The organism is Rhizobium sp. 05N430 (assembly GCF_056396985.1).
On sequence record NZ_JBFTMO010000006.1, the window covers coordinates 209211 to 233958 of the forward strand.

Genomic DNA, 24748 nt, shown 5'->3' on the forward strand with positions numbered 1-24748 from the left:
GGATGCATTATTTCATAACAGGCACGGCCGGTTTCATCGGATTCCACCTGGCGCGGCGCCTGTTGCAGGATGGTCACCGGGTGACCGGCTTTGACGGCCTGACGCCCTATTACAACGTCAAGCTCAAGCATATGCGCCACGCAGCGCTGGCGCAGTTTCCGTCCTTCACGCCTGCTATTGCCATGCTCGAAGACCGCGAGAAGCTGGAGGCGGCCATCGCTGAGGCACAGCCTGACGTGCTGATCCATCTCGCCGCGCAGGCGGGCGTTCGATACAGCATCGAGAACCCGCGTTCCTACATCAGTTCGAACGTCGACGGCTCCTGGAACATTCTGGAATTTGCCGAACGTTACAAGGTGAAGCACTTGATGCTCGCCTCGACCTCGTCGATCTACGGCTCCAACCCAGACGTCCCCTTCCGCGAGACCGATCGCGCCGACGAGCCGCTGACCATCTATGCCGCGACCAAGAAGTCGATGGAGCTGATGGCGCACAGCTATTCGCATCTCTACAAGCTGCCCGTCACCGCCTTCCGCTTCTTCACCGTCTACGGCCCGTGGGGCCGGCCGGATATGGCGCTCTTCAAGTTCGTCAAAAACATGCTCGAAGACCAGCCGATCGAGATCTATGGCGAAGGCAAGATGAGCCGCGATTTCACCTATATCGACGATTTGGTGGAATCGATCGTCCGCCTCTCCGCCGTCATTCCCTCCGAGGAAAATCGTGTCGCCGGCGACAAGGTCGAGACGCTCTCGCACCAGGCGCCGTTCCGCGTCGTCAATATCGGCGGCGGCCAACCCGTCAGCCTGATGGATTTCGTCGAGACCGTCGAACACGCGCTCGGGCAGTCCGCCAAGCGCACCATGCTGCCGATGCAGAAGGGTGATGTGCCCCGCACCTTCGCCAGCCCCGACCTGCTTCTGGCGCTGACAGGCTACAAGCCGGAGACAACGCTGGATCAGGGCGTGAAGGCATTTATCGAGTGGTATCTCGAAGCGCGAGCCGACATGGAAATCCCTGCTTAGCTATCGTCCGCCGACGCCTGGCGTCGCGTGGTTCAGGGCACGCGGCGCGATCAGTCTGGCGATATCGGCCGCGGGCGCCGGATAGCCGAGCGCATAGCCCTGCAGCGTGTCGCAGCCGATTGCCGTCAGCACCTCGGCATGGCCCTCAGTCTCGACGCCCTCGGCAATCACTTCGACATTCAATGCCTTGGCGATCTCGACGATCGAGCCGACGACGCGGTGTTGTTCTTTCGAGCCGACGATATCGGTCACCAGCTGCCGGTCGATCTTCAGCCGCTTCGGTCGCAGGCGGGCAAGCCCGATCAGCGAGGCATGCCCGGAGCCGAAATCGTCGATCTCGATATCGATGCCCATCTGCTTGATGCGCTCGATGCTGGCGACCAGACGGTCGTCGGAATCGTCGAGGAAGATGGTTTCGACCAGTTCGAAGGCCAAGGCGCCCGACGGGATCTTCAGGGCTTCCAGATTTGCAAGCAGCCCGGGATCGAAGAGCCGCGGGCCGGATATATTGACGGCGACACGGGGGACTACAGCACCCTGCGCCTGCCAGTCGAGCCGGTCTTCCAGAACCCTGCTGAGAATGGCCGCGTCGATCTCTGCGGCAAGGCCGTTCTCGTCAGCCACCTTGAGGAAAACAGCTGGAGACAACACGCCTTTTTCAGGATGGATCCAGCGGGCCAGCGCCTCCAGGCCGGCAATTTCACGGGTCTTCGCGTCAAGCTGGATCTGGTAATAGGGAACGATCTCGCGGCGCTCCAATCCGAGCCTCAGTTCCTCGGCCAGCCGCCGCTTGCTCTGAATGTCGTCCTGCAGCTGCCGGGTGAAGAATTCGATGCGGTTGCGGCCGAGCTTCTTGGCCTGGAACAGCGCCAGATCGGACTCGGTCAGGAGATTGCGCGCGTTGCGCCCGTTGTTCCAGGCAACGCCAATCGACGTTCCTGATTGCAGGAGTTCCTGTCCGAACCGGATCTTCTTGCCGAGCCGGCGCTGCAGGTCGCTGGCAATGCGATCCAGTTCCTCGCGGCCTGCGAAATTCCATAGAATGATGACGAACTCATCGCCGCCGACACGGGCCACCATGCCGTCAGCGGGAATGCCTGCGGTGATCCGCAGGGCAGCAGCACGCAGAACGGTATCGCCGGCCGAATGGCCATGGCTGTCGTTGATCTGCTTGAACTGGTCAAGATCGAGATGCAGAACCGCGAGCGACGATACCGACTTGTTGCCATGCAGCTCGGCAAGCCGCTTGTCGAGAAGCCTGCGGTTCGGCAGACCCGTCAGATAATCGTGCTCGGCGGCGTGCTCGATCCGCGCATTGCTTTCCTCCAGCGCTTTCGCCCGCGCTTCGGCGACGAGGCGCTGGCGCTGCAGTTCGGCGGCAAGCTCGACATCGGCGGTCACATCCCATTCGGCGCCGATGAACGACGGCGCGCCATCCTCGCTGACGAAGAAATGCGCCCGCGAACGCATATGACGAATCTCGCCGTTCGGCCAGATGATGCGAAATTCAGAATTATAGGCGCCGCGCCGCGCAATCGCATCGTCGAACTCTGCGAAGGCACGGTCCCGGTCATCGGGATGGATGGCGTTTTCCCAGATCGCTGTCGGCACCAGCCGGCTGGTCTCGCCGGTCTGGTATAGGCGGTGCATCTGCGCATCCCAGACGATCCCGCTCTTGCGGACATCATGTTCCCACACACCGATCTGCGACGCATCAAGGGCAAGCTCGAGGCGTCTCAGCAAATCCTGGAATTCACGTTCTGACCGGGTCGGTTTGTTATGGGGCAATGCAGTCTCAACCTAGCAGCGGCCTTTGCCGATATTACCACCTTCTCAAAGCCGGATTAACGAAGGCTTCTCCGTATTATCGAACTAGTTACTAGGTGAACTGTTCCTTACAACAGTCACAAAAACGCTCATGGGTTGTGCCGGGATCGTATTTTCACTTGAGAATCAAGCACCCTGTATCACCGCTTGGCGCGCGAATGCTTGTCCTCGAAATGCTGGAGAATGCCGCTGTGGTCGACGTCGCCGCCGCCGCCCGCGACGAATTCGGCGAACTCGGCGCGCACGGTTTCTGTCAGTGGCAATGCCAGCGACAGGCTCTCTGCCACAGCCAGGATATTGTTCAGATCCTTGAGCTGCAGCTTCGAAGGGCCGCCGGTGCCGAAATTATGATCGACCATGCGCTGGCCATGCAGATCGAGGATACGGCTCTCGGCGAAACCGCCGCGGATCGCATTGCGAAACGCCTCGCGTGAACCGCCACCGGCTTCCACCAGCATCATCGCTTCGGCAACGGCACCGATGGTCACAGCAACGATCTGCTGGTTGCCGAGCTTGGCAAGCTGCCCGGTTCCGGTGGGGCCCACATGGGTGACGCGGCCGAGAGGCGAAAAGACATCTGCTAGTTCGGCGATGACAGCCCCGTCCCCGCCCGCCATGATCGCCAGCGTTCCGGCTGCTGCACCGACGACACCGCCGGAAACCGGCGCGTCGATATGCCGGATGCCACGTTCGGCAAGGCGCTGGGCATGATCCCGCGCCGCCTTGGGCGCGATGGAGCTGCAGTCAATAACAACCGCACCTGCGGCAAGCGCTGCCGCAACACCCTGGTTGAAGAGGACGTCCTCAACGGCATTGCCATCCGACAGCATGGTGAAGACGATACTCGCGCCCTTTGCCGCTTCACTTGCATTACCTGCAATGCGCGCGCCGTCAGCCGAAAGTGGCGCAGCCTTGCTGGCATCCCGGTTCCAGGCCGTGAGCCCAAAGCCCGCGCCCAGCAACCGGCGTGCCATCGGCCCGCCCATCAGGCCGGTGCCGAGGAAGGCGATGTTCCGTGTGCTGCTCATCCGATCTTGCCTCCAAGCTCGTCGTCTATATGAATGCGGATGATCTCATCGAAGGAGCTGTCGGCGCTGAAACCGAGCGCGCGCGAGCGCTTCGCTTCAAAAGCTTCCGGCCAGCCCGAGACGATGCGCATGATCAGTTCGTCGGGCTGGCGGCGGATGAGCTTCACCGCCTTGTCCCCAGCCACGCGGCGCAGCGCCTCGATCTGCTCTCCAACAGTGGCGCTGACGCCGGGCATGGTCAGGCTTCGCGCCGCGCCGAGCGGCGCGAGATCGATCCGCGACGCCTGCAGCAGAAAGCCGACGGCCGAGCGTGGCGATGCATGCCAGTGCCGCACGGTATCCGGCACCGGCAGGATGGCTTCCTGTCCGGCGAGCGGTTCGCGCAGGATACCGGAGAAGAAGCCCGAAGCCGCCTTGTTGGGCTTACCCGGACGAATGCAGATGGTCGGCAGCCGGATACCGATACCGTCGAGGAAACCGCGGCGGCTGTAGTCGGACAGCAGCAGCTCGCTCATCGCCTTCTGCGCGCCGTAGCTGGTCAGCGGCGTCTGGTGGAAATCATCGGGAATGACCTTCGGGAAGGGTGAACCGAAGACTGCGAGCGACGAGGTGAAGACCACGCGCGGCTTGTAGCCATCCTCGATATGCGCGAGCCGGATTGCTTCGAGAAGCTCGCGCGTGCCGTCGAGATTGATCCGGTAGCCCTTCTCGAAATCGAGCTCCGCTTCGCCCGAAACGATCGCTGCCAGATGGAAGATCAGGTCGGGCCGGCCGGCAACGATCTTCGCTGCTTCACCGTGCGCTGAAATGTCGGATGCCCAGGCATTCACCGTACCGGCAAACCCCGCCGGCTTTTCCGGTTCGATGACGTCGATCAACGAAAGGGCCGAGATTTCCGCGCTGCCGAGAACCTTGTCCTCGACGAAACGCGCCGTCAGCTTGCGGCCGACCATGCCGGCCGCACCGATAATCGCGATATGCATGCATTCCTCCGCTATGCGCTTCATCGGCCTAACTCCACCGGCCGATGTACGTTCATCAAAGACTAACCGGCTGACGGGTCGATGCAAATGAAAAAGGCGGGACTAAATGTCCCGCCTTCCTGTTTCACTCTGGGGTTGCCGCTTACTCAGCTGCGACCTTCATATGGTCTTCTTCATCCACCGGATGGTTGTCGTTGTGCTGGATCAGCGGGCGATTGCCAGCCAGCTTGCGCAGCAGCACGTAGAACACCGGCGTCATGAAGATGCCGAAGAAGGTCACGCCGATCATGCCGGAGAACACCGCGATACCCATGGCGGCGCGCATTTCGGCGCCCGCACCAGTCGACGTAACGAGCGGCACGACGCCCATGATGAAGGCCATGGAGGTCATCAGGATCGGGCGAAGACGCATGCGGCTCGCTTCGACCGCCGCCTGCACCGGCGTGCGTCCTTCGAACTCCAGTTCTCGGGCGAATTCCACGATCAGGATCGCGTTCTTCGCCGAGAGACCCACAAGGACCACGAGGCCGATCTGCGTGAAGATGTTGTTGTCTCCACCGGTGAGCCAGACACCCGTCAAGGCGGCAAGCACACCCATCGGCACGATCATGATGATCGCCAGCGGCAGTGTCAGGCTCTCATACTGGGCAGCCAGCACGAGGAAGACCAGCAGCAGGGCCAGCGGGAAGACGACGACACTCGAGTTGCCGGCAAGGATCTGTTGATAGGTCAGATCCGTCCATTCGAAGTCGATGCCGGATGGCAGCGTCTCCTTCAGGATCTTCTCGATCGCAGCCTGTGCCTGTCCAGACGAGAAGCCCGGGGCCGGACCACCGTTGATGTCGGCAGCGAGGAAGCCGTTATAGCGGTTCGTGCGCTCCGGACCGGTCGTGGCATCGACCTTCAGCAAGGCCGAAAGCGGGATCATCTGGCCGGATGCCGACCGAACCTTCAACTGACCGATATCTTCCGGCTGGGCCCGGAACTTGGCATCGGCCTGTACACGGACGCTGTAGGTGCGGCCGAAGGCGTTGAAGTCGTTGACGTAGAGCGAGCCGAGATAGATCTGCAGCGTCTGGAAGACGTCGGTGACGGAAACCCCAAGCTGCTCGGCCTTGGCGCGGTCGAGATCGGCGTAGAGCTGCGGCACGTTGATCTGGAAGCTCGAGAAGATGCCTGCGAGTTCCGGCGTCTGGTAGGCCTTGGCGAGCACGGCCTTGGTCGCCTCGTCGAGAGCCTGGTTGCCGAGACCGGCACGGTCCTCGATCTGCAGCTTGAAGCCACCCGTGGTGCCGAGACCGTTGACCGGCGGCGGCGGGAACATGGCGATGAAGGCGTCCTGGATGACACCGAACTTCTGGTTCAGCGCCATGGCGATTGCCCCGCCCGAAAGATCAGGCGTCTTGCGCTCGTCGAAATCCTTCAGCGTCACGAAGACGATGCCGGCGTTGGACGAGTTGGTGAAGCCGTTGATCGACAGGCCCGGGAAGGCGATCGCATTGGCGACACCCGGCTGCTTCAACGCGATATCGGTCATCCGCTTGATGACGTCTTCGGTGCGGTCAAGGCTGGCGGCATCCGGCAGCTGGGCAAAGCCGATCAGATACTGCTTGTCCTGCGACGGCACGAAGCCGCCAGGCACTGCGGTGAACAGGCTATAGGTTGCCCCCACCAGTGCCAGATAGATGACCATGACGATGCTCTTGCGCGACAGGAGACCGCCGACGCCCTTGCCATAGGCATTCGAGCCCGAGCCGAAGGCACGGTTGAAGCCGCGGAAGAACCAGCCGAAGATCGCATCCATGAACCGCGTCAGCCAGTCCTTCTTCGCACCATGCCCCTTCAAGAGAAGGGCTGCGAGTGCCGGAGAAAGCGTCAGCGAGTTGAAGGCCGAGATGACGGTCGAAATGGCAATCGTCAGCGCGAACTGGCGATAGAACTGACCGGACAGACCGGAGATGAAGGCGAGCGGCACGAAGACCGCGACCAGCACCAAGGCGATCGCAATGATCGGACCGGACACTTCCTTCATCGCCTTGTAGGTGGCGGCGCGCGGGCTGAGACCCGCCTCGATGTTTCGTTCGACGTTTTCGACGACGACGATCGCATCGTCGACGACGATACCGATCGCCAGCACCAGCCCGAACAGGCTGAGCGCGTTGATCGAGAAGCCGAAGGCATACATGACGGCGAACGTACCGATGATCGACACGGGGACGGCGATCAGCGGAATGATCGATGCACGCCACGTCTGCAGGAAGATGATGACGACGAGCACGACGAGCGCGATGGCTTCGAGCAGCGTGTCGATGACCTTCTCGATCGAGGCGCGAACGAACTTCGTCGTGTCATAGACGATCTCGTATTTGACGCCTGTCGGCATCGCCTTCTGCAGTTCCTGCATCGTCGCATTGACGTTATCGGCGATCTGGATGGCGTTCGAACCAGGGGCCTGAAGCACCGCGACGGCAACGGCAGGCTCGCCGTCGAGCAGCGAACGCAGCGTATAGTCGGCCGCACCGAGCTCGATGCGGGCAACGTCGCGAAGGCGGGTGATCTGGCCGTTGGCCCCCGTCTTGACGATGATGTTGCCGAATTCCTCAGGCGTGCGCAGACGGCCCTGGGCATTGACGTTCAGCTGAAGGTCGACACCCTGCGGGCTCGGCGACGCGCCGATGATACCGGCAGCGGCCTGAACGTTCTGCGAGCTGATCGCGTTGCTGATGTCGCTGGCGGCGAGATTATGCTCGGCAGCCTTCTGCGGGTCGATCCATACACGCATCGAATAGTCGCCGGCGCCGAACACCTGCACCTGGCCGACGCCCTCGATACGGGCAAGGCGGTCCTTGATGTTCAGGGTCGCGTAGTTACGCAGATAGGTGATGTCGTGATCACCGCCGGTCGAGACGATATTGACGACCATGATGAAGTTCGGCGAGCTCTTGACGGTCGTCAGACCGAGCGCGCGAACTTCGGCCGGCAGACGCGGCTCGGCCTGCGACACGCGGTTCTGCACCAGCTGCTGCGCCTTGTCGGGATCGGTGCCGAGCTTGAAGGTGACGGTGACGTTGAGAACGCCGTCCGACGTCGCCTGGCTTGCCATGTAAAGCATGCCTTCGACGCCGTTGATCTGCTCTTCGAGCGGCGTTGCCACCGTCTCGGCGATGACCGAGGGGTTGGCGCCGGGATAGGTGGCGCGCACGACGATCGACGGCGGCACGACCTCGGGATATTCCGAGATCGGCAGCGAGCGCAGGCCGATCAAACCTGCGACGACGATCAGGACCGACAGCACGCCGGCAAAGACCGGCCGGTCGATAAAGAATCTGGAGATGTTCATATCAAAGCCCTCTCCGGGATGAACGTGGAATGCAACGTCCCATTCCGGCGGCTTGGGAGGCCGCCGGCGGGTGGTATGAATGTGTAGAAAGACCCCTTCTGGCCTGCCGGCCATCTCCCCCACAAGGGGGGAGAAGACCCGCTGCACCGTCTTGCGCAATGGCGGTTCGACGGTTCCTCTGGCTAGCCCCTCCCCCTTGTGGGGAGGGGTTGGGGAGGGGCCTTAAGCCGCGATCAGTTGGTCGCGACCTTCTCTTCCATCTGCGGCGCGACGACGGCGCCCGGACGGATGCGCTGCAGGCCGTTGACGACGATCTTCTCGCCGGCCTTCAGACCGTCTTCGACGACGCGCTGGCCGTCATAGATGGCGCCGAGCTTGACCTGGCGGTAGCCGACCTTGTTGTCGCCATCGACGACGAAGACGAACTTCTTGTCCTGGTCGGTGCCAACGGCGCGGTCACTGATGACGATCTTGTTCTCGGCCTTCGGCTGGCCCATGCGGACCCGCACGAACTGGCCGGGGATCAGCTTGCCGCCCGGATTGTCGAAGACGGCGCGAACGGCGATCGTGCCGCTTGCGGCATCGACGACGTTGTCAACGAGCTGCAGCTTGCCCTTGATCGGCGTGCCATCATCGGCAAGCGTGCCGACTTCGACCGGGATCTGCTCGACGGCAGGCAAGGCGCCATCCGTTGCCGGAAGCTCGGAGAGGGCCTTGGTGACCATCTCTTCGCTGGCATTGAAGCTCGCATAGATCGGATCGACGGAAACCAGCGTCGTCAGTTCGGGCGACGCCGAACCGGCGGCGACGAGATTGCCGACGGTGACTTCAAACTTGCCGATGCGGCCGGAAACAGGAGCCCGCACCTGCGTATAGTCGAGGTCGAGCTGGGCCGACTGCAGGGCTGCCTGAGCCGACCGGAGACCCGCCTGCGCTTCGGCCAGCGTGCTCTGACGCTGGTCGAGATCGCTTTGCGAGATCGTGCGGTTGTCGGAAAGCCGATGGCCGCGATCGAGCTCGGTCTGCGCCAGACTGACCTTGGCATCGGCCGAGGCCACCTGGCCCTGCGCCTGCGCCACGGCTGCCTGGTAAGGTGCCGGATCGATGGTGAAGAGCAGATCGCCGGTCTTCACCAACGCGCCTTCCCGGAAATGCACGGACTGGATGGCACCCGCAACGCGGGGACGGACCTGAACGCGATCGACTGCTTCGAGACGGCCCGAGAAATTCTCCCAGGCGGTGACGTCACGGTTCTGGACCAGGGCGACGGTAACCGGCACAGCGGGAGCCTGCGCGGGTTCCGAAGCGGCGGTCGCGACCGTGCTCATCGGCAGTTCGAAAAAGATGGCAGCGGCTGAAACAGACGCAGCAAGGCCCAAGCCGGCGCCCACGAGGGCCCAGCGCTTCTTTCTGGACGTCATCGGTATCTCTCCTTGCGGCCTCAACGGCCGCTCATTCACAACAAGACTTCAATGCAATTGGGGTTGGACGCTTAACTCGCGGATGAAACTTCCGAACTCACGGCTGATAGTCGCCTGCCAGTCGGACACTCCTTCCGTTTTCCCGCCGTAGATTGACGGCCAGCCCTTCCCGGCGGGGAGAACGTGCTGGCGAACCGAAACTTCCGCCTTCTTGAGACGCGCGGCATAGCCAAGCGTCTCGTCGCGAAGGGGATCGTCTTCTGCTGTCATGACCAGTGCCGGCGCGACACCCGAAATTCGCGAGCAGAGGCTTGGTGCCGCATAAGGGTGGCAGCCGCCGCCGCTGAGATAATGGCTCCAGCCTTCCGTCCAGCGCTGCCGCATGCCTGCGACATCGGCCTTTCGGATCGACGAGGTTCCCATGAAAGGATCGAGCAGCGGCGAAATCAGGATCTGGCCATTCAGCGCATTGGCGTAATGGTCACGCGCCTTCAGCGCCACGCCGGCAGCGATGTTGCCGCCCGCCTCTTCACCGGCCACCAGGAGCAGCGAGTTGCGGTCGCCAAGACCGGAGGCCCGCTTGTTGGCCATGTAGGAGAAGAGCGAATAGCCAACTTCGAGCGGCTTCGGAAAAACACCGCCGAGCGGCGCGTTGTAATCGGCAACGACGACGATAGCACCGGCGCTGGCAATGCTTTCGGCCACGGCACTGTCCTGAAGACCAGAGCCCTGAAAAGCGCCGCCGTGAAAGAACAAGACGATCGGCGAACCCTTGCCGTATTCGGCGCCCTGATAGACGCGCGTAGAGACGGGGCCGATGGCCACCTTCTCGAACACCATGTCTTTCACCTGCACCGTCATCAGTCTTGTAATCCTGTTAGCCGCATAACACATGACGAAACGCCACGGCTTGCCAAACTTGTAAAAAACATATTGTTATTCAGGCCACGGAATAAGAACCGCCATTCTGATTACACTGTTCCGTATTTCGAATAATATCGCAGTGCAAACTGTGGAGATCCCATCATGGACCAGCTCTCGGCAATGCGCGCCTTCATCCGCGTAGTGGAGACGGGTAACTTTACACGGGCCGCCGACACTCTGTCGATGCCAAAGGCCACCGTGACCAATTTGATCCAGGGCCTCGAGGCCCATCTGCGCACCAAGCTTCTCAACCGTACGACGAGACGCGTCATGGTCACGACCGATGGCGCGCTCTACTACGAACGCGCCTCGCAGATCGTCTCGGAACTGGAAGAACTGGATGGCAGCCTTTCCAATTCGCAAAGCCTGCCGACCGGCCGCTTGCGCGTTGAAATGGCTGGCGCTTTCGCCGATTCCATCGTGGTCCCGGCACTCTGCGATTTCTATCAGAAATACCCCGATATCCGCATCGATCTGGGTGTCGGCGACCGCACCGTCGATTACCTTGCAGAGAATGTCGATTGCGCGCTGCGCGCCGGCACCCCTGCTGATCAGTCATTGATCGCCAGGCGTGTATCCGAACTCGAAATTGTCACCTGCGCCGCACCGCTCTACATCCAGAAATTCGGCGAGCCGCAGCGGCCGCAGGACCTCGAGAACGACCACTATACGATCAACTATTTCCGCGCCCAGACGGGCCGGACAATGCCCTTCGAATTCGATCGCGACGAGGATCATCTGGAGATCACACCGCGCTATATGCTAGCCGTGAACGACGCCCGCACCTTCATGACGGCGCTGACGACGGGGCTGGGAATCGGCCAGACGGTACGGTTCATGGCCCGCGACGCGATTAAGAGAGGGGAGCTGGTGGAGGTTTTGCCGCAATGGACGCGCGATCCGCTGCCACTCTATATCGTCTATCCGCCGAACCGTCACCTCAGCAACAAGGTGCGCGTCTTCGTCGACTGGATGGTGAAGCTGCTGGCCGATGCCAAGCTGAACGACCCCTGAAAATGAAAACGGCCCGGAAGGGAGGGATACCTTCAACGGGCCGTCAATCATCGACTTTGAATTTGGTGGTCCACCGCGTCACCAGGGGAAATGGCTCGGCGGACCCGGGAGGCGGGCTTCGGAACGGAGACTTTCCGTCGCCCCTTACCCAATAGATATATGCCCTATTGCGGAGTTTGTAAGGCGTTTGATTCGCATAGCAGTGTTCGCAAAATTGCAACAATCAAGCGCCGATCAGCCGATCACCGAAGGCTTCAGCAGGTCTTCGAGACCGACGCGATAGAAAAGTTCGGCCCTGACCCGATCGGCAACGCCGTTGACGATCTCCGCTCCATCCTGCGACGGATCGATATGGACGCGGAACGGGCGCTCGCCGAACTGCTTGCCGACGACATTAACGATCGCGCGGGCAACCTCTTCCGGATCGGCATCTTCAGGTTCCAGCGACGCCAGGCCCTGCAGCGCCTTGTCAGAAACACCCTTGTAGGGACCATCAAGATATTCGGCAGTCCGCGCCATATCCGCCGGCGAGCCGGAATGGGCGAAATGGTTCGTGCCCTTGGTGAAGGCGCCGGGAACGATGATCGAAGTCTCGATGCCCCAGCGGGTCAGCTCACTGGCATAGGAAACCGCCAGCGAATCCATCGCCGCCTTGGCGGCGAAATAGGGCGCCAGGAACGGCGGAGTGCCGCCGCGGGTGCTCGACGAGGAAACCCAAACGATCAGACCCCTGCCCTGCTTGCGAAGCTGCGGCAGCGCGGCACGATTCAGCCGCTGCGTCGAGAGAACATTGATGTCGAACAGCTCGGCATATTGCTCCGGCGTGAAGGCTTCGGCCGGGCCGAAGGACATATGTCCGGCATTGTGGACGATCACATCGAGCCGACCGTTTTCGGCAACGATCTTTGCGACCGCCTGCTCGATCGATGCATCGTCGGTAACGTCGAGCTCGATGCTGCGCAGGTCCGCATTATTGTCCCTGGCGAAAGCCGCCGCATCGGTAACGGCCTTGGCATTGCGGGTGGTGGTGGCGCGGATGCCGGCATAGACGGTGTGGCCGGCTTTGGCGAGCGCACGGGCGCTCATCGCGCCGAAGCCGCTCGACGCGCCTGTGACGACGATAACTTGCTTGCTCATTGTCCTGCTCCTTGTGCTCTTGGGGTGAAGGGAGGCAGCGATGCCGCCCCCGGGGATCGATCAGATCAGGCCGCCATTGGCGCGCAGCACCTGGCCGTTGATCCAGGCGCCATCGGGACCGGCGAGGAACGACACGGCCGCGGCGATATCCTCCGGCGTGCCGAGACGCTCCAGCGGGTTCATCTTCGCCATGCGGGCGACGAGCTCGTCCGACTTGCCGTTAAGGAAGAGATCGGTGGCAGTCGGTCCCGGTGCGACGGCGTTGACGGTGATGCCGCGGCCGCGCATTTCCTTGGCCATGATGCCGGTCATCGTTTCGACGGCAGCCTTGGTACCGGCATAGACGGCGTAGCTTTCGAGCTTCAGGCCGACGACGCTGGTCGAGAAGTTGACGATCCGGCCGCCATTGCGCAGGCGCTTCGCGGCTTCGCGCAGCGTGTTGAACGTGCCCTTCAGGTTGACGGCGATCTGCCTGTCGAAGTTCTCGTCATCGGCATCAGCCAGCGTCGAGAGCATCATGATGCCGGCATTGTTGACGAGGACATCGACGCCGCCGAAGGCAGCTTCCGCTGCATCGAACATCCGGCGCACCGCCCCTGCATCGCTGACATCGGCCTTCGCCGTCAGCGCCTTGCCGCCGTTCTTCTCGATCTTGGCGGCAAGCTCCTCGGCGAGCGCCGCATTGCCCGAATAGTTGATGACGACGGTGAAGCCGTCCTTGGCGAGGCGTTCGGCAATTGCCGCGCCGATGCCGCGCGAGGCGCCGGTAACGAGAGCGACCTTGTTGTCCTGAGTAGCCATCTTCTTTCTCCTTCAGTGATCTGCGCTTCAGCGCGTTTCGATGAGAAGAAGATGGCCCTTTCCCTCTTTCGGATAATCGGGCATTGTTCGGCATCACTATCCGGATAAGCCGAACAAAATGGACAGATTCGATGCCATGCGGGTCTATTCCCGCGTTGTGGAGCGCCGCAGCTTCACCGCTGCCGCCGAGGATACCGGCCTGCCGCGCTCGACGGTGACGGATGCGGTCAAGCAGCTGGAAGCCCGGCTCGGCGTCCAGCTCCTGCAACGCACCACCCGGCATGTCAGCCCGACGCTCGATGGCGAGGCCTATTACCAGCGCTGTCTGTCGATCCTGGCCGATATCGAGGATGCCGAAGGTGCTTTTGCCGGTGCCAAGCCGAAGGGCATGCTGCGCGTCGATGTGCACGGCACGCTGGCCCGGCATTTCGTGCTACCGAGCCTGCCGTCGTTTCTGAAGACCTATCCCGATATTGAGTTCTACATGAGCGAGGGCGACCGGCTGGTGGATCTGGTGCGCGAAGGCATCGATTGCGTGCTGCGCGTCGGCATCCCCCAAGACAGTGACATGATCGCCCGCCGCGTCGCCATGCTTGAGGAGATGACGCTCGCCTCGCCCGAATATCTCGCCCGCCACGGCATGCCCGAACATCCCGACCGGCTGGACGGCCACCGCATGGTCGGCTTCCGCTCTTCGGCGACAGGCACGCTGATGCCGCTGGAATTCATCGTCGACGGCAAGGTCCGCGAGATCACCATACCCGCGACGATCTCGGTGAATGCCGCCGAGAGCCTGCATGCCGCCGCCCGCTGTGGCCTCGGCATCATCCAGGTGCCGCGCTATCACGCCGAGCGCCACCTTGCCTCGGGTGAACTGATGCAGATCCTGAAAGACTATCCCTTGACGGAAACGCCGGTCTCACTTCTTTATCCGCGCAACCGCCAGCTTTCGCCGCGCGTGCGCGTCTTCATCGACTGGCTGGTGAAGATCTTTGCAGAGCACCGGCGGACGGCCGATAGCGAGGGCATCAGTTGAATATGCAGGGACCGATCGGCGCAGCACCTCTGGAAGGCGGGACGCTTCGCGATTTCTTCGAGCGCGATGCGATCGCCGTGGCCCGGGATCTTCTCGGCTGTCACCTTCTGGTCAACGGCATGGGCGGGCGGATCACCGAGACCGAAGCCTATTTTCGCGATGACGAGGCCTCACACAGTTTTCGCGGCCCGACCAAGCGGAACGGCGCGATGTATGGCCCGCCGGGCAATGTCTATATCTACCGCATCTACGGCATGTACTGGTGCCTGAACTTCGTCTGCACCCCGGGCTCGGCCGTTCTCATCCGTGCCATCGAGCCGGAAAGCGGCATCGCCGAGATGGCCGAGCGCCGCGGCACGGATCAGCTGACAAGCCTGTGCAGCGGCCCGGGCAAGCTCTGTCAGGCCATGGACATCGGCATCGCCATCAACGACCGGCCGCTCGACCGGGAGCCCTATGCGCTCTTCCCTTCCTCCCCGGTTCCCATCGTTTCGGGCAAGCGGATCGGCATCACGAAAAATGCCGAAGCACCATGGCGCTTCGGCATTCAGGGATCGCGTTATCTCAGCAAGCCGTTCCGGTAGTTGCTGCGCGCAGGAGCTATTCCATCACGGCTGCATGATCCATCGGCGGCGCGGCCGCCTTCGGCTTGCGCAGCAGGAAGACCAGCGGCATGACGGCGAGCGACATCAGCATCAGCAACTTGAAATCGTCCATATAGGCAATGATCGTCGATTGCAGCGTGATGACCTCGTTCAGCGACGCCCGCCCGGCGGCCGTCAGCGGGCTCAGGCCCTGAGCCGCCGCCGCGTTGAAGGCATGGTTGAACGGCGTCACATAGGCGGCGATCGATTCATGGTTGCTCTGCGTATTCTCGACGATCAGCGCCGACACGATCGAGATACCGACCGACGATCCGATATTGCGCGAGAGATTGTAGAGGCCCGTACCATCGCCGCGCATCTGCGCCGGCAAGGTCGAAAACGCCATCGTCGTCAGCGGCACGAACAGGAAGCCGAGGCCGGCACCCTGGATGAAGCCGGTGGAGACGATCGTCCATTGCGAGACATCAGGCGTCCAGCCGGTCATGTCGTACATCGCCCAGGCGGTCAGCGCGAGGCCGAGCGCCAGCAGCCAGCGGGAATCCACCTTGCCGATCAGCCGCCCGACGATGAACATGCAGAGCATCGTCCCAAGACCGCGGGGACCCATGACGATACCGGCGGTGATGACGGGATAGCCCATCAGCGTCTGCAGATAGGGCGTCATCAGCGCCAGCGAGGCCAGATAGGTGATACCGACCACGAAGATGAAGATCATGCTGACGGAGAAGTTCTGATCGAGGAACAGCCGCGGATTGACGAAGGATTTCTCCGCCGTCAGCGTATGCACGACGAGCAGATAGAAGGCTGCGGCGCAGACGATCGCCTCGATCATGATCTCGCCCGACGAGAACCAGTCGAGCTGCTCGCCGCGATCGAGGAAGAGCTGCAGGGCAGCGATGAACAGGCTCATCATCCCGAAGCCGAACCAGTCGAGCTTCGCCAGCGCATCCCTCTTGGTTTCCGTCACGAAGATGACGATCCCGGCAAAGGCCAGGGCACCGATCGGCACGTTGATATAGAAGACCCAGCGCCAGCTGATATTGTCGGTCAGCCAGCCGCCGATGACGGGCCCGAGAACCGGGCCGACCATGACTGAGACGCCGAACAGCGCCATGGCCGAACCGCGTTCCTCAGCTGTGTAGATATCGAGCAGGATACCCTGCGACAGCGGCACCAGCGAGGCGCCGAACAGGCCCTGCAAAAGGCGGAAGGCAACGATCTGGTTCAGCGACTGCGCCAGACCGCAAAGGACGGAGGCGACGACGAAGCCGACGATCGCCGTCAAAAGCACGTTCTTGCGGCCAAACTTGGCCGCAAGAAAGCCCGATGGCGGCGTCATGATCGCGGCGGCGACGATATAGGAGGTCAGAACCCAGTTGATCTGGTCGGCGGAGGCCGAGACGCTGCCCTGGATGTAGGGCAGCGCAACGTTGGCGATCGTCGTATCCAGCGCCTGCATGATGACGGCCAGGATGACGCAGGCCGTGATCGCGCCGCGATTGGCAACCGGGGTTGCCGGGGATGCGGGAGCGTTGCTCATGGCAATAACTCTTTACTGGTGGCTCACAGGCCGCCCAAGAAGCTTGTTGACGAAATCAGGCAGGCCGCGGGCATGGCCGGTTTCGACATCGACGACCGTGCTCATGCCGACGCGGAGCGGCGGCTTGCCTGCAGCATCCTCGATGCTGACGCGCATCGGGATACGCTGCACGACCTTCACCCAGTTGCCCGTGGTGTTCTGCGCAGGAAGCAGCGAGAAGCTGGAACCCGAAGCCGGGCTGATGCTCTCGACCTTTCCTTTCCAGGAAACGCCCGGATAGGTATCGACATAGACGGTCGCTTCCTGGCCGGGCTTCACATAGGTGAGCTCGGTTTCCTTCGGGCTGGCGGCGATCCAGAGATTGTTGGTCGAAACCAGCGAGAAGGCCTGCGCGGACGCCTGCAGATAGGAGCCGACCTGCAGCGCGTTCACATTGGTGACGACACCATCGAACGGCGCCTTGACAGTGCTGTGGTCGAGCTCGCGCTGGGCATTGTCGACATTCGACTTGGCCTGCAGGAAGAGCGGGTTCTGCTCCACCGGCTGATCGGCATTGCCGCCGAGCTGGGCAAGCGTCGTTGCGGCCTCCGCCTTGGCAACGGATACCTTCTGTTGGGCGACCTCAAGATTGTGCTTGGCTTCGTCATAGGCAGATTGCGTGGCGCTGCCGTTGTTGACGAGGTTCTGCTGGCGGTCGAACTGATCCTGATAATAGGGCAGATCGGCCTCGGCCTGGGTGATCTCGGCCTGCGACTGCTGGTAGCTGGCCTTCAGGTTGGCGATCTGGTTACGCTGCACGCCGAGCTGCGCCTTGGCGCCATCGAGCGCGATCTTGAAGGCGTCGGACTGCAGGCTGAAGAGCACCTGCCCGGCTTTCACCGTTTCGTTCTCATGGACGTTGATCTTGTCGACGATACCAGAGACGTCGGTGGTGATGCCCACCATGTCGGCCTGAATATAGGCGTTGTCGGTCGACATCACCTGGCCGCCGTTCACATAATAATAGCCGCCGACGATGAGGGCCAGGGGCAGCAACGCGAACAGGATCGGGCGCGTGAGGCTGCGCCGGCGGCGGACCGTGGTGCCGCCAGGCGCAGCGACAGCAGTAGCGGGCGCTGAATTGGATGAAGGCGCTTCCGCTACCGTTTCTTGCGTCTTGGGAGCTTCGATTTCTTCGGCAGTCTTTGCGTTGGCATCGGACACAACGCGGAGGGGGATTTTCTTAACCATGGTTCTGCTCTTTTTCAGCGACCGGTGTCCGGCACGCCACTACAAGGTTCGTCTTCATTTCGGATAGGATTGCAAACAGCGCTTCACGCTGCTCCGCTGTGACGCCGGCAAGCGCTTCGGCCCGCGTCACATCGCCGAGCTCGCGCATTTCCGCGAGGATCGGATGCGCGGCTTCGCGCATGTAGAGAAGCCAGATACGCCGGTCGGTCGGGTGCTGGCGCCGCTCGATCAGCCCGCGTTCGGCGAGCTTGTCGAGAATGCGCACCAGCGTGATCGGCTCGATTTCAAGAATTTCAGCCAGCCCGCCCTGATGAATGCCTTCGTTGTTCGACAGGTAGGCAAGCGTCTGCCACTGCGAACGCGTCAGGCCAAGGCACTTCGCGCGCTGCTCGAACCGCTTGCGCAGCAGCCGGGCGACGTCGTGGAGAAGGAAGCCAAGGGTCGGGTTAGAGTTCATGAAATCTGTGCCAGCTATTAATAAGTGTGCTTATAATGTTGGTAGATATATTGAGCATGGCTGACACACAAGATCAGCCACCTCAGATTCAGCAGCTGCGGCTAAAATGCCGCAGTGCACCGTCAAGCGAAGATTGATGCCGCGGCCTCTCCCGCGCTCCCGTCACAGGCATGGCCAAGCGCCGACAGCGCGCTAGATCATACCCTGCAGGCGGATAGGGGGACCCATGGCATTTTTCGAAAGCATGCTGACGCTGCTGCTCGTTGCCATCGTCTTTCTCCAGGTGTCGCGGAAATTCCTGATCCCCTACCCGACGATGCTGGCGATCGCCGGTCTCGCCGTCGCGTCCGTCCCCTGGGCACCGGAGATCGGCATCGATCCGCAGCTGGCGCTGGCACTGTTCATCGCGCCCGCCCTCTTCGACGCCGCATACGACCTGCCGCCGCGGACACTGCGCCAGAACTGGCTGCCGCTGATCTCGCTCGCGGCCATCGCCGTCATCCTGACGACCGCAGCCGTCGCCACGGTCGGCATCTGGATGGCAGGGCTTCCGATCGCGGCGGCGATCGCGCTGGGCGCCATCGTCGCGCCGCCCGATGCGGTTGCGGCTACTGCCATGCTCGACCGCTTCGATCTCCCCCGGCAAACCTATGTGGTGCTGAAAGGCGAAAGCCTCCTCAACGACGCCGTCTCGCTGCTGATTTTCACCGCCGCGGTCGCCGCCGCCACCAGCCCGGCCTTCTTCGCCAGAACGCTGCCCGAACTGGCGCTGGCGATACCGGGTGGCATGATCATCGGCTATGCCGCCGGGCGGCTCTACATGATCATCGGCACCAGACTGGCAGGCACGCTCGGCGGCACGCTGCTGGAATTCGTCGCCACCTTCGGCACCTGGATCATTGCCGAGCGTCTGCATCTTTCCGCCATCCTGGCGATCGTCGTCTATGCCATGGTGATCGCCCGCTACATGCCCGAGCGGCAAAGCGCCCGCCATCGCATCCATTCCTATTCCGTATGGGAAGCGGCAGTCTTCCTGCTCAATGTCGTCGCCTTCCTGCTGATGGGACTGCAGGCGCGGCAGATCTTCCTCGACATGGAGCCGGGCCGGCGCACCTACGCCCTGACGGTCGCTCTCGCCGTCTTCATCACCGTCGTCTGCGTCCGCATGCTCTGGGTGCTCGGCTACAATGTGGTGATGACCAGGCGGCGGATGAGACAGACGACAAAGCAGGAGCCGCCGACATTGGCGATGAGTATCGTCGCTGGCTGGTGCGGCATGCGCGGCCTCGTAACGCTCGCCGCCGCACTTGCCCTGCCCTTCGACTTTCCAGAGCGGGACGTGATCCTGCTGAGCGCCCTTGGCGTCGTCCTCGGCACCCTGATCATCCAGGGATTGACGCTCGGTCCGCTGATCCGTTTCCTGCGCTTCGCGCCTGACACCTCATGGGAGAAGGGATTGTCGGATGCCCGTGCCGATCTGCTGGAATCCGCTCTCGCGGAGCTCGAGGGCAAGGAAAGCAAGGCGGCAGCGATCCTGCGGCATGTCTATACCTCCGAACGCGAAATCGTCCGCAAGGGTGAACATCCGCGCGAAGTCAGCGAAATGGACGAACTGCGCCGCAGTATCATCACCGCGAAGCGCCAGAAGCTCGCGGAGATGCGGCGAACCGACGAGATCGATGACGACATCTTCCATATTCTTGAGCAGGAGCTCGACTGGGCCGAGCTTGCGGCATCGTCTCCCGGGCAGGAACAGATCGTCGAAGGGTAGTCACCACATGACTGAGCACTGCAACCTATTGTCGTTTGCTATTTCCGCAGAGTGACGCTTATAGTGCCGTTTCATACGGTTAGCGCGGCAAAACCACGCAGCCCGGACGATTGGCAATGCGCCCTCGGGCGCTCGAATTGGAAGTTGCAGACGCGGCCGCCCGCGTTTGAAGCAGTGGATATGATACGCATCATTTCAGCATGAGATTGGCGGCATAACGGCCGCCCAGAATGGGGGATCGCTATGCCTTACTCTCTTCGTGCCGCTATTGCATTCGGCTTTGTCTCGGCTCTTCTGCCGCTCGCCGCTGAGGCCCAACAGGCCGCCGCACCGCCTCCCCCGCCCGTCACCGTCGCCAAGCCCGTCGTCCGCGAGGTCGTCGACAACGACGAATTCATCGGCCGCTTCGAAGCCGTCGACCAGGTTTCGATCCGCGCCCGCGTCGGCGGATATCTGCAGGAAGTGCATTTCACCGACGGCGCGCTCGTCAAGAAGGGCGACCTGTTGTTCGTCATCGACCAGCGCCCCTTCATCACCGCCGTCAACGAGGCGAACGCCGCGCTCGAAGTCGCCAAGTCGACGCAGGAATATGCCGAGACGCAGTTCAAGCGGGCGGAATCGCTCGCCAATAGCGGCAGCCAGTCGGTCTCGACACTCGACGACCGCCGCCGCGACTGGGTCTCCGCCCAGGCCAATGTCCGCGGCGCCCAGGCAACCGCCGACCGCGCCGCACTCGATCTCGAATACACCAAGATCACCGCGCCGATCAGCGGCCGTATCGACCGCCGCCTGATCTCCGCCGGCAACCTCGTGCAAGCCGACCAGTCGGTGCTGACGACCATCGTCTCGCTCGATCCGATCGACTTCTATTTCGACGTCGACGAGCGCCGCCTGCTGAACTTCGCCGATACCGCCCGCACCCGCGGCAGCGATCTGCAGCAGGGCGGTGGTGGCGTGCCGGTCCAGGTGCGGATCTCCGATTCCACCCAGAAACCGTTCAGCGGCAAGCTGGATTTCGCCGAAAACCGGGTGGACAACGAGTCCGGCACGATGCGCATCCGCGCCCGCTTCGATAATCCCAATCTCGTGCTCCAGCCCGGCCTTTTCGGCCGCGTGCAGGTGGAAGCCTCGAATACCTACAAGGCGATCCTGGTTCCCGACGAAGCCGTCGGCTCCGACCAGAACCAGCGCGTCGTCTATATCGTCGGCGCTGACGGCACCGTTTCGACCAAGCCGGTCCGGCCGGGACCGCGGCTCTATGGCTACAGGGCCATCCGCGAAGGCATGGACGGCACCGAAACCATCGTCGTCAACGGCCTGATGCGCGCCCGCCCCGGCTCGAAGATCACGCCGCAGCTGATCGAACTGCCCCAGAGCCGTGATGACATCCCGCCGGAAGCTGCAGGCATGGAGCTCGCCCAATGAGGTTCGCTCATTTCTTTGTCGACCGGCCGATCTTTGCGTCGGTGCTCTCAATCGTTCTGCTGATCGTCGGCGGGCTCGCCTATTTCCAGCTGCCGGTGGCGCAGTATCCGGAAATCGCCCCGCCGACCATCGTCGTGCGCACCGCCTATCCGGGCGCCGACGCCGAAACCATCGCCAATACGGTGGCAACGCCGATCGAGCAGGAAATCAACGGCGTCGAGGACATGCTCTATATGTCCTCCTATTCGACAGCCGACGGCTCCATGGCGCTGACTATCACCTTCAAGCTCGGCACCGATCTCGACAAGGCGCAGGTCCTCGTCCAGAACCGCGTCGGCATCGCCGAGCCGCGGCTTCCCGAAGAGGTCCGCCGCATCGGCATCACCACCGCCAAGAGTTCGCCCGACCTGATGATGGTCGTGCATCTCCTGTCGCCGAACTCGCGCTATGACCAGCTCTACGTATCCAACTATGCGCGCAGCCGCATCCGCGACACGCTCGTCCGTCTCGATGGCGTCGGCGACGTCATCATCTTCGGCGAACGCGAATATTCGCTGCGCATCTGGCTGGATCCCGAAAAGCTCTCGGCATACGGGATGACATCGAGCGACGTCGTCCAATCGCTGCGCGATCAGAACGTTCAGGTCTCAGGCGGTTCGATCGGCGGTCCGCCGACCTCCGGCACCAACGCCTTCCAGTACACTGTAACGACGGAAGGCCGCTTCTCGGATGCCCGCCAGTTCCGCTATGTCATCGTCAAGGCGACCGCGAGCGGCCGTCTGGTGCAGCTGCAGGACATCGCCCGCATCGAACTCGGCGCCAAGGACTATGTCACCAACAGCTATCTGAACGGCAAGCCGGCAGTCGCGCTCGGCATCTTCTCCCGCCCGGGCACCAACGCGCTGGCAGCCGCCGCCTCGATCAAGCAGGCGATGCAGACCGCGCAGCAGGATTTCCCCGACGGCCTTTCTTACGACATCGTCTACAACCCGACCGAGTTCATCTCGGAGTCGATCGACGAGGTCTACAAGACCATCGCCGAAGCGGCGATCCTCGTGGCGCTCGTCGTTCTGGTCTTCCTGCAGTCCTGGCGAACGGCGATCATCCCGATCGTTGCGATCCCGGTGTCGCTGATCGGCACCTTCGCCTTCCTGCTCGCCTTTGGATTCTCGCTAAACATGCTGACATTGTTCGGTCTGGTGCTGGCGATCGGCATCGTCGTCGACGACGCGATCGTCGTCGTCGAGAATGTCGAGCGAAATCTGGCGAAGGGCATGACACCGCGCGAGGCGGCGCATGTGACGATGAACGAGGTCGGCACCGCCGTTCTCGCCATCTCGCTGGTGCTGATCGCCGTCTTCGTGCCGACGGCCTTCATCCCCGGCATATCAGGCCAGTTCTACCGCCAGTTCGCCGTCACCATCTCGGTCGCCACGGCGATCTCTGCGCTGAATTCGCTGACGCTGTCACCGGCGCTCGCTGCGATCGTTCTGAAACCGCATGATGCGCATCACAAGCCGAAAAACCCGATCTCGCGTTTCGGCAATGCCCTGGCAAACGGCTTTAATAACGGCTTCGACCGGCTCAGTTCGGGCTACTCCTGGATCGTGCGCCATGCGGTGCAGACCTGGGCGGCGCTCGGCGTCGCACTGCTCGTCTTCGTGGGCCTGCTCGGCCTTACTTATTATATGACCAGCATCGTGCCGCGCGGCTTCGTGCCCGTGATGGACCAGGGCTATGCGATCGTCGTCGTGCAATTGCCGGATGGCGCCTCGCTGGCGAGAACCGATGCGGTCGTCCAGCGCGCCTCGGAGATCATCCGCAACACGCCGGGCGTCAAGAATGCCGTTGCCTTCTCCGGCTTCAGCGGAGCGACCTTCACCAATGCCTCGAATGCCGGCGTCGTCTTCGCCGCCTTCGATACGTTCGAGAACCGGCTGGAGCACCACCAGAATGCCGGGCAGATCATCGGCCAGCTCTACGGCAGCCTGCAGAGTATCCAGGAAGCCTTCATCATCGCCATCCCGCCGCCGCCGATCTCCGGCATCGGCAATGCCGGCGGCTTCAAGATGCAGGTCATGGACCGCGAAAGCTCCGACATGCGCCGCGTGCTGGGGGCCGCCTATCAGATCATGGGCAAGGCCAACCAGACACCCGGCCTCACTGGCGTCTTCACCACCTTCTCGGCGTCCAGCCCGCAGTTTTTCCTGGAGATCGACCGCGACAAGGCACGTGCGCTGAACGTGCCGATCCCCAATATCTTCGATACGCTGTCGATCAATCTCGGCACGTCCTATGTCAACGACTTCAACGCCTTCGGCCGCGTCTACCAGGTGCGCGCGCAGGCCGACCAGCAATACCGCGTCGAACGTGACGATATCCTGGCGCTCAAGGTCCGCTCGGCAACCGGCGCGCTGGTACCATTGGGCACGCTGGTCGAGATCAAGGACACGGCGGGTCCCTCGCTCGTCCAGCATTATAATATGTATGTCTCCGTTCCCCTGCAGGGGAACGCCGCCCCCGGCATTTCGACCGGCAGCGCGCTGAACACGATGGAGGGCGTTGCCGCAAGCATCCTGCCGGCCGGCACGACCTTCGAATGGACGGAAATCGCCTATCAGGAAAAGAACACCGGCAACACGGCGATCTATATCTTCGCGCTCTCGGTAATCTTCGTCTTCCTGGCGCTGTCGGCCCAGTATGAAAGCTGGGTCCTGCCGCTGGCGATCATCCTGATCGTGCCCTTAGCGATCCTTGCCGCCCTGATCGGCGTGCATCTGCGCGGGATGGACAACAATATCCTGACGCAGATCGGCCTGATCGTGCTGATCGGCCTTGCAGCCAAGAACGCGATCCTGATCGTCGAGTTCGCGAGGCAGGCGGAAGAAGAAGGCAAGACCGCGATCGAGGCTGCCATCGAGGCCAGCCACCTGCGTCTGCGCCCGATCCTGATGACCGCATTCGCCTTCATCTTCGGCGTCGTGCCGCTGATGATCGCCACCGGCCCTGGCGCGGAAATGCGCCAGTCGCTCGGCACGGCGGTGTTCTCCGGGATGCTCGGCGTCACGATCTTCGGCCTGTTCCTGACGCCGGTCTTCTATGTGGTGCTGCGCGCCCGCTACCGGCGCAAGCCGGCAGTCACCGCGCCGCCACCGGCGCAGGCAGAAGAAGCCGCACAGTAAGG

Annotated in this window: 18 protein-coding genes; 7 read left to right on the top strand and 11 right to left on the bottom strand. The window is 62.3% G+C overall.

Features of this window, described 5'->3' with window-relative positions; genetic code table 11:
* The first annotated feature begins 2 nt into the window (after positions 1-2).
* Positions 3-1025, top strand: a complete 1023-nt coding sequence (locus AC1DJO_RS15430) for an NAD-dependent epimerase (RefSeq protein ID WP_477971512.1) — start codon at positions 3-5, stop codon at positions 1023-1025.
* Here AC1DJO_RS15430 and AC1DJO_RS15435 read toward each other — a convergent pair whose 3' ends face one another.
* From AC1DJO_RS15435 to AC1DJO_RS15460, 6 genes are all read right to left on the bottom strand, one after another.
* A complete protein-coding gene (locus AC1DJO_RS15435; RefSeq protein ID WP_477971514.1) occupies positions 1026-2813 on the bottom strand; it encodes a putative bifunctional diguanylate cyclase/phosphodiesterase in 1788 nt (595 codons plus the stop codon).
* Between the two features lie 179 nt (positions 2814-2992).
* Complete coding sequence (locus AC1DJO_RS15440) at positions 2993-3880, bottom strand: NAD(P)-dependent oxidoreductase (RefSeq protein ID WP_477971516.1); 888 nt, start codon at positions 3878-3880, stop codon at positions 2993-2995.
* On the bottom strand, positions 3877-4863 hold the full coding sequence (gene denD, locus AC1DJO_RS15445) for a D-erythronate dehydrogenase (RefSeq protein ID WP_477971518.1): 987 nt from the start codon (positions 4861-4863) through the stop codon (positions 3877-3879). The genes AC1DJO_RS15440 and denD overlap by 4 nt, the downstream gene beginning before the upstream one ends.
* 142 nt (positions 4864-5005) lie before the next feature.
* Positions 5006-8203 carry an efflux RND transporter permease subunit gene (locus tag AC1DJO_RS15450; protein ID WP_112390374.1) on the bottom strand — a complete coding sequence of 1066 codons (3198 nt, stop codon included), beginning with the start codon at positions 8201-8203 and terminating at the stop codon, positions 5006-5008.
* A gap of 233 nt (positions 8204-8436) precedes the next feature.
* Complete coding sequence (locus tag AC1DJO_RS15455) at positions 8437-9624, bottom strand: efflux RND transporter periplasmic adaptor subunit (protein WP_112518335.1); 1188 nt, start codon at positions 9622-9624, stop codon at positions 8437-8439.
* A gap of 48 nt (positions 9625-9672) precedes the next feature.
* Entirely contained in the window at positions 9673-10485 is an 813-nt protein-coding gene (locus tag AC1DJO_RS15460) for an alpha/beta hydrolase fold domain-containing protein (protein ID WP_112390372.1), read from the bottom strand.
* A 165-nt stretch (positions 10486-10650) separates the two neighbouring features.
* Between AC1DJO_RS15460 and AC1DJO_RS15465 the strand changes: the two genes are divergently transcribed.
* Positions 10651-11562, top strand: coding sequence for a LysR family transcriptional regulator (locus AC1DJO_RS15465; protein WP_477971520.1), 912 nt, complete (start codon positions 10651-10653; stop codon positions 11560-11562).
* A gap of 234 nt (positions 11563-11796) precedes the next feature.
* Here the strand turns inward: AC1DJO_RS15465 and AC1DJO_RS15470 are convergent, their stop codons facing one another.
* A complete protein-coding gene (locus AC1DJO_RS15470) occupies positions 11797-12699 on the bottom strand; it encodes an SDR family oxidoreductase (RefSeq protein ID WP_477971522.1) in 903 nt (300 codons plus the stop codon).
* A 60-nt stretch (positions 12700-12759) separates the two neighbouring features.
* Positions 12760-13500: an SDR family oxidoreductase gene (locus AC1DJO_RS15475; protein ID WP_477971524.1), complete on the bottom strand. Its 741-nt coding sequence runs from the start codon at positions 13498-13500 to the stop codon at positions 12760-12762.
* 118 nt (positions 13501-13618) lie between these two features.
* Here AC1DJO_RS15475 and AC1DJO_RS15480 point away from each other — a divergent pair, with 118 nt between their 5' ends.
* Both AC1DJO_RS15480 and AC1DJO_RS15485 read left to right on the top strand, forming a co-directional pair.
* On the top strand, positions 13619-14536 hold the full coding sequence (locus tag AC1DJO_RS15480) for a LysR family transcriptional regulator (protein WP_477971526.1): 918 nt from the start codon (positions 13619-13621) through the stop codon (positions 14534-14536).
* A gap of 2 nt (positions 14537-14538) precedes the next feature.
* Positions 14539-15120: a DNA-3-methyladenine glycosylase gene (locus AC1DJO_RS15485; protein WP_477971634.1), complete on the top strand. Its 582-nt coding sequence runs from the start codon at positions 14539-14541 to the stop codon at positions 15118-15120.
* Between the two features lie 16 nt (positions 15121-15136).
* Here the strand turns inward: AC1DJO_RS15485 and AC1DJO_RS15490 are convergent, their stop codons facing one another.
* The 3 genes from AC1DJO_RS15490 to AC1DJO_RS15500 are packed head-to-tail and all read right to left on the bottom strand — an operon-like array spanning position 15137 to position 18368.
* Positions 15137-16681 carry a DHA2 family efflux MFS transporter permease subunit gene (locus AC1DJO_RS15490; RefSeq protein WP_112390366.1) on the bottom strand — a complete coding sequence of 515 codons (1545 nt, stop codon included), beginning with the start codon at positions 16679-16681 and terminating at the stop codon, positions 15137-15139.
* A 12-nt stretch (positions 16682-16693) separates the two neighbouring features.
* A complete protein-coding gene (locus tag AC1DJO_RS15495; RefSeq protein ID WP_112538885.1) occupies positions 16694-17911 on the bottom strand; it encodes an HlyD family secretion protein in 1218 nt (405 codons plus the stop codon).
* A complete protein-coding gene (locus AC1DJO_RS15500; protein ID WP_112390364.1) occupies positions 17904-18368 on the bottom strand; it encodes a MarR family winged helix-turn-helix transcriptional regulator in 465 nt (154 codons plus the stop codon). Before AC1DJO_RS15500 ends, AC1DJO_RS15495 begins: the two co-directional genes overlap by 8 nt.
* 226 nt (positions 18369-18594) lie before the next feature.
* On the opposite strand from AC1DJO_RS15500, the gene AC1DJO_RS15505 reads away from it, so the two are divergent.
* The 3 genes from AC1DJO_RS15505 (at position 18595) to AC1DJO_RS15515 (ending at position 24746) form a co-directional block, all read left to right on the top strand.
* On the top strand, positions 18595-20139 hold the full coding sequence (locus tag AC1DJO_RS15505) for a cation:proton antiporter (RefSeq protein WP_477971528.1): 1545 nt from the start codon (positions 18595-18597) through the stop codon (positions 20137-20139).
* A gap of 243 nt (positions 20140-20382) precedes the next feature.
* Positions 20383-21564, top strand: a complete 1182-nt coding sequence (locus AC1DJO_RS15510; protein ID WP_477971530.1) for an efflux RND transporter periplasmic adaptor subunit — start codon at positions 20383-20385, stop codon at positions 21562-21564.
* On the top strand, positions 21561-24746 hold the full coding sequence (locus AC1DJO_RS15515; RefSeq protein ID WP_112518344.1) for an efflux RND transporter permease subunit: 3186 nt from the start codon (positions 21561-21563) through the stop codon (positions 24744-24746). The genes AC1DJO_RS15510 and AC1DJO_RS15515 overlap by 4 nt, the downstream gene beginning before the upstream one ends.
* The last annotated feature ends 2 nt before the right edge of the window (positions 24747-24748 follow it).

Coding starts and splice junctions, on each gene's coding strand:
- AC1DJO_RS15430 (WP_477971512.1), top strand. CDS start 3: ATGCATTATTTCATAACAGGCACGGCCGGTTTCATCGGATTCCACCTG.
- AC1DJO_RS15440 (WP_477971516.1), bottom strand. CDS start 3,880: ATGAGCAGCACACGGAACATCGCCTTCCTCGGCACCGGCCTGATGGGC.
- denD (WP_477971518.1), bottom strand. CDS start 4,863: ATGCATATCGCGATTATCGGTGCGGCCGGCATGGTCGGCCGCAAGCTG.
- AC1DJO_RS15450 (WP_112390374.1), bottom strand. CDS start 8,203: ATGAACATCTCCAGATTCTTTATCGACCGGCCGGTCTTTGCCGGCGTG.
- AC1DJO_RS15455 (WP_112518335.1), bottom strand. CDS start 9,624: ATGACGTCCAGAAAGAAGCGCTGGGCCCTCGTGGGCGCCGGCTTGGGC.
- AC1DJO_RS15460 (WP_112390372.1), bottom strand. CDS start 10,485: ATGACGGTGCAGGTGAAAGACATGGTGTTCGAGAAGGTGGCCATCGGC.
- AC1DJO_RS15465 (WP_477971520.1), top strand. CDS start 10,651: ATGGACCAGCTCTCGGCAATGCGCGCCTTCATCCGCGTAGTGGAGACG.
- AC1DJO_RS15470 (WP_477971522.1), bottom strand. CDS start 12,699: ATGAGCAAGCAAGTTATCGTCGTCACAGGCGCGTCGAGCGGCTTCGGC.
- AC1DJO_RS15475 (WP_477971524.1), bottom strand. CDS start 13,500: ATGGCTACTCAGGACAACAAGGTCGCTCTCGTTACCGGCGCCTCGCGC.
- AC1DJO_RS15480 (WP_477971526.1), top strand. CDS start 13,619: ATGGACAGATTCGATGCCATGCGGGTCTATTCCCGCGTTGTGGAGCGC.
- AC1DJO_RS15485 (WP_477971634.1), top strand. CDS start 14,539: ATGCAGGGACCGATCGGCGCAGCACCTCTGGAAGGCGGGACGCTTCGC.
- AC1DJO_RS15490 (WP_112390366.1), bottom strand. CDS start 16,681: ATGAGCAACGCTCCCGCATCCCCGGCAACCCCGGTTGCCAATCGCGGC.
- AC1DJO_RS15495 (WP_112538885.1), bottom strand. CDS start 17,911: ATGGTTAAGAAAATCCCCCTCCGCGTTGTGTCCGATGCCAACGCAAAG.
- AC1DJO_RS15500 (WP_112390364.1), bottom strand. CDS start 18,368: ATGAACTCTAACCCGACCCTTGGCTTCCTTCTCCACGACGTCGCCCGG.
- AC1DJO_RS15505 (WP_477971528.1), top strand. CDS start 18,595: ATGGCATTTTTCGAAAGCATGCTGACGCTGCTGCTCGTTGCCATCGTC.
- AC1DJO_RS15510 (WP_477971530.1), top strand. CDS start 20,383: ATGCCTTACTCTCTTCGTGCCGCTATTGCATTCGGCTTTGTCTCGGCT.
- AC1DJO_RS15515 (WP_112518344.1), top strand. CDS start 21,561: ATGAGGTTCGCTCATTTCTTTGTCGACCGGCCGATCTTTGCGTCGGTG.